This window comes from Ligilactobacillus murinus DSM 20452 = NBRC 14221 (assembly GCF_001591685.1).
Lineage (GTDB): Bacteria > Bacillota > Bacilli > Lactobacillales > Lactobacillaceae > Ligilactobacillus > Ligilactobacillus murinus.
The window spans coordinates 1-4072 of the sequence record NZ_BCVJ01000082.1; the positions used below are offsets into that span (position 1 = coordinate 1).

Annotated in this window: 4 protein-coding genes and 1 pseudogene; 2 read left to right on the top strand and 3 right to left on the bottom strand. The window is 37.0% G+C overall.

Going from position 1 to position 4072, the window contains the following annotated elements; all coding sequences use genetic code 11:
- Positions 1–231: 231 nt before the first annotated feature.
- On the bottom strand, positions 232–2280 hold the full coding sequence (locus LMU01S_RS09595; RefSeq protein WP_056960063.1) for a heavy metal translocating P-type ATPase: 2049 nt from the start codon (positions 2278–2280) through the stop codon (positions 232–234).
- 19 nt (positions 2281–2299) lie between these two features.
- Positions 2300–2749, bottom strand: coding sequence for a CopY/TcrY family copper transport repressor (locus LMU01S_RS09600; RefSeq protein ID WP_004050438.1), 450 nt, complete (start codon positions 2747–2749; stop codon positions 2300–2302).
- 303 nt (positions 2750–3052) lie between these two features.
- Here LMU01S_RS09600 and LMU01S_RS09605 point away from each other — a divergent pair, with 303 nt between their 5' ends.
- Together LMU01S_RS09605 and LMU01S_RS10785 are read left to right on the top strand one after the other, a co-directional pair.
- Positions 3053–3523, top strand: coding sequence for a JAB domain-containing protein (locus LMU01S_RS09605; RefSeq protein WP_004050436.1), 471 nt, complete (start codon positions 3053–3055; stop codon positions 3521–3523).
- Positions 3510–3644: a hypothetical protein gene (locus LMU01S_RS10785; protein WP_004050434.1), complete on the top strand. Its 135-nt coding sequence runs from the start codon at positions 3510–3512 to the stop codon at positions 3642–3644. Before LMU01S_RS09605 ends, LMU01S_RS10785 begins: the two co-directional genes overlap by 14 nt.
- An 83-nt stretch (positions 3645–3727) precedes the next feature.
- Here LMU01S_RS10785 and LMU01S_RS09610 read toward each other — a convergent pair.
- Positions 3728–4072 (bottom strand): annotated as a pseudogene (locus tag LMU01S_RS09610) (IS6-like element IS1216 family transposase); the annotation flags it as partial.

Genomic DNA, 4072 nt, shown 5'->3' on the forward strand with positions numbered 1-4072 from the left:
CAAGTCTATTTAAACTGTATACTTGACGAACCCCAGTGCCCGAAATAGGTGGCTTTTAGGATTTTAAAAGAAATCAGTTCTATAATAAATTAAAAATCGTGTTGGTAGAAAAAATCGTCTACTTCTACCAACACGATTTTACAAAGAGCCAGTACTTAAATCTCTTTTTCTCCTGTAAAACTATTGTATCTTGATACTTTAAGGAGTTTCAATCATTCGATCTGTTAACCGTTATTTTTTGGGGTCTAAACTTAATAACATAGCATTAATGGCGACGATGACTGTTGACACAGACATTAGGATTGCTCCTAATGCAGGGCTTAATGTGATACCAATGGGAGCCAAAATTCCTGCAGCTAGAGGGATAGCTATAAAGTTATAACCAGCTCCCCAAAATAGGTTTTGTTTCATTTTACGAGTTGTTTTGTGTGCTAATTCAATGAATGATTCAATATCTCCTGGATCGGATTGAGTCAATATGACATCAGCTGAATCCAATGCAACTTGAGTTCCAGCACCTATAGCTATACCAACATCTGCTAAGGCAAGAGAAGGAGCATCATTTACACCATCACCTACCATGATAACTTTCTTTCCTTCATCTTTAAGTGTTTTAACTAACTCATATTTGTCTTGTGGAGATTGATTTGATCTATATTCAATCCCTAAATCTACTGCCGCGCCTTGAGCCGCTTTTTCATTATCACCTGTTGCCATAATTGGTTGAATATTGTTCTTTTTAAGAGCTTTAATTAACTCTTTACTCGTTGGTTTTAATTCGTCCCCTAAAGCTACAGCACCAATGGCATCATCGTTTTCTACTAAGACACTAAGAGTTGCTCCTTTTGGAATATCCATATCAAGATTACGTCCATAGGCTTTTTGGCTGATTAATTGGTAACGGTGCCCACCTGCTTTACCCTCTACTCCAGCACCGGAAATCACATCAATCGAATCAAAAGATGCTGGACGTATATTTTGCTGCTCGGCGAAACTTATAATTGATTGAGCAATTGGGTGGCTAGATCCTCCTTCAATACCTGCCAATAAGGCAATGATTTCCTCTTTTGTATATTTGTCATTAAGAAGTTTTACATCTAATACTTTAAATTCACCAGTTGTTAAAGTACCCGTTTTATCTAAAATCATCACATCTGCATCTTGAGCTATTTCTAAGGCTTGGCGGTCTTTTACTAGTAAGCCACGGCTAGCTCCTAAGCTTGTGCTACGGGCGGTTACCAATGGAATAGCCAGCCCCAATGCGTGCGGACAAGCAATAACTAATGTAGTAATAGTAAATATAACTGCCGCTGGTACATCTTCTATAACCATCCACACTACAAAAGCAATTAGCGCGACAATAACAGCAATATAGAAGAGCCACCCTGCAACTTTTTGAGCAATATTTTCTGCTCTGGAAGGCTGACTTTGAGCTTGGCTGATTAAAGTCTGTACTTGAGAGATGAAGGATTGATCACCTGTCTCATTCACTTTAATATAAAGAACCCCTTCTCCATTTGTTGAGCCTCCGATTACTTCATCGCCAGGGCCTTTTTTTACTGCTTTTGACTCCCCAGTTAGAAGAGCTTCATTTAAACGTGATTCGCCACGCTCGATAATCCCGTCTGCTGGCACATTTTCTCCGGCTTGAACACGAATTAAATCACCTACCTTTAAGTCAGCAACTGGTCGTGTTTCAATTGAATCGTCTTTTAATACAACGTGAGCATCTTTCGGTACTAACTTAGCCAATTCTGCTTGTGCGTCTCCTGCTTCTCCAATAGCTTTCATCTCAATCCAGTGACCTAATAGCATGATTAATAGTAATGAAGCAAATTCAAAGAAAAAGTCCATCACGTGTTCACCCGTTACGTAGGTAATGATCACAGCATAAATACTGTATAAATATGAAACACTTATACCTAAAGAAACGAGTGCCATCATTCCAGGTTTTTTTTGTTTAAATTCGTCAACTGAACCTTGATAGAATGGACGTCCACCATAAATAATTAATATAGTAGATAAAATAGCTACTACAATATCATAATATGGAAAAGTAAACTGGAATGGTAGTTTAAATCCATGTATAGGGGATAAGAGCATAATAATGATTCCTAGTGGCAATGACTTTAAGAAAAGTTCCTTAAAGCTTCCGTGATGATGGTGGTCATGCCCACTGTGCCCGCTGTGCCCACTGTGCCCGCTATGCCCGCTGTGATCATGCCCAGCATGATGTACTTGATGGTGATTATGGGACGAATATTTGTTGTCATTATTCATTTTAAATTCCTCCTTATGCTTAATGATGATGTAAATGACATTCGCATTGTCCTTCTGGACAATTGCAATCCACTTCTTCTACTGCGAAAGATTTTTTCATCTCTAATATTTTTTCTAGTCGATCTATATCATCGAAGCTTAAAACATGATCTTCAATGATGCTTCCTATTACATTTCCGACTTTCTTATTGCAAATACGGTTAAAAATATCTTCTGCATAATCCCTTACGGCTTCTGTCTCTTCAATATTAGCAGTGTAAATAAACTTTCTACCTTCATGCTCTGTATTTAGTACGCCTTTTCCAACTAATCGACCTAAGATCGTTTTGATAGTGGATTGTGTCCAGTCCATTTTTTCTTGCAATACGGAAATGACTTTTTTACTAGTTACTCGATCATTTGCCCAAACTACACGCATGACTTCCCATTCTGCATCTGTGATATGAGTATTAAATTCTATTGTGCTCATTCTCCTTTCCTTCTAGTTGTCTACAGATGTAAACAAATATGTTCAAAGTAAGTTTACCATTGTAAACGAATTATATCAAGTCTTTTTTTGTTCTTGGTCTTGGCATAATATTTCCTCCTACTGTCAATTTGATATTATGTATCCAGATTATTTGCAAGGAACACAAATGACTCAAAATTTAAACGCTAATTAAATATATATTTTTATATTGAGAGCAAGTTACTAGTTAAGTAGCTCGCTCTTTTTATTTGGTATGAAATTAGGCAGTTGTGGATTTTATCTAATTGGAAAGGAAGAGGTAACATGAGAAGAAAGAAGATTAGCTTTGTTAGACTTAAACAGGAAAAGTTATGTATTAAGGGATTGGAGGAGCTAGAAGCAAAACCAATCTCTTCACCCTATGACATTAAAGATCTAATGATGCCATTCTTTAAAGACTTAGATAGGGAAATGATGTTGGTACTCGGTTTAGACACAAAAAATAAGCCGACTGTCATTAGTGTAATTTCGATAGGGACATTAAATCAGGCGACAGTTTCAACAAGAGAAATTTTTAAGACATTGCTATTAGCAAATTCGATCCGATTTATTATTATCCACAATCATCCCTCAGGAGACACCACTCCGTCTGAAAATGATCTGAAATTTACGCGAAAAATAAAGGAGGTTGGAGAGTTGATGGAAGTGTATCTTCTAGACAGCATCATTTATGGTGATGATCTTAGGAGTTTACGAGCAAATGATTGGAGGGGGATAAGTATTGGTAGGATATGAATTAGCAAAAAGAGAGTTGATTTTAGAACTTGAAACGATAATGCATGTAACTATTGATGAAGAACGAATGGTATACGAAACGCTTATGCTAGAACGATGTGAATTAGATAAAGTAGTTTAGAAGTTAGTCCCCAAAAACGAGCATTATGTGGTTCTGTTGCAAAGTTTTAAATAAAGAATAAAATTCCTTACGGTATCTATGATTTAAGCTGGGATTCCCAATAATACCTTGATTTCAGTACAGACCGAAAACCCGAAGAGAGTGCCTTCTTTTCGGGTTTTCTTATATAATCCTCGAATGGCTTCCATGCCTTTAATCGTGGTAGAGGCAGTGCGTAAACTTCGATAGAATTTATTGCGTCTCTTTACTGGACGATGGTCTTGTTCAATCAAATTATTCAGGTATTTAATGGTACGATGTTCTGTCCCTTGATAAAAGCCGTATTCTTTTAGTTTCTTAAAGGCACTTGTAATAGAGGGGGCTTTATCTGTGACTACAACCTTCGGTTCATCAAACTGCTTCACTAACCGCTTAAGAAAAGCATAGGC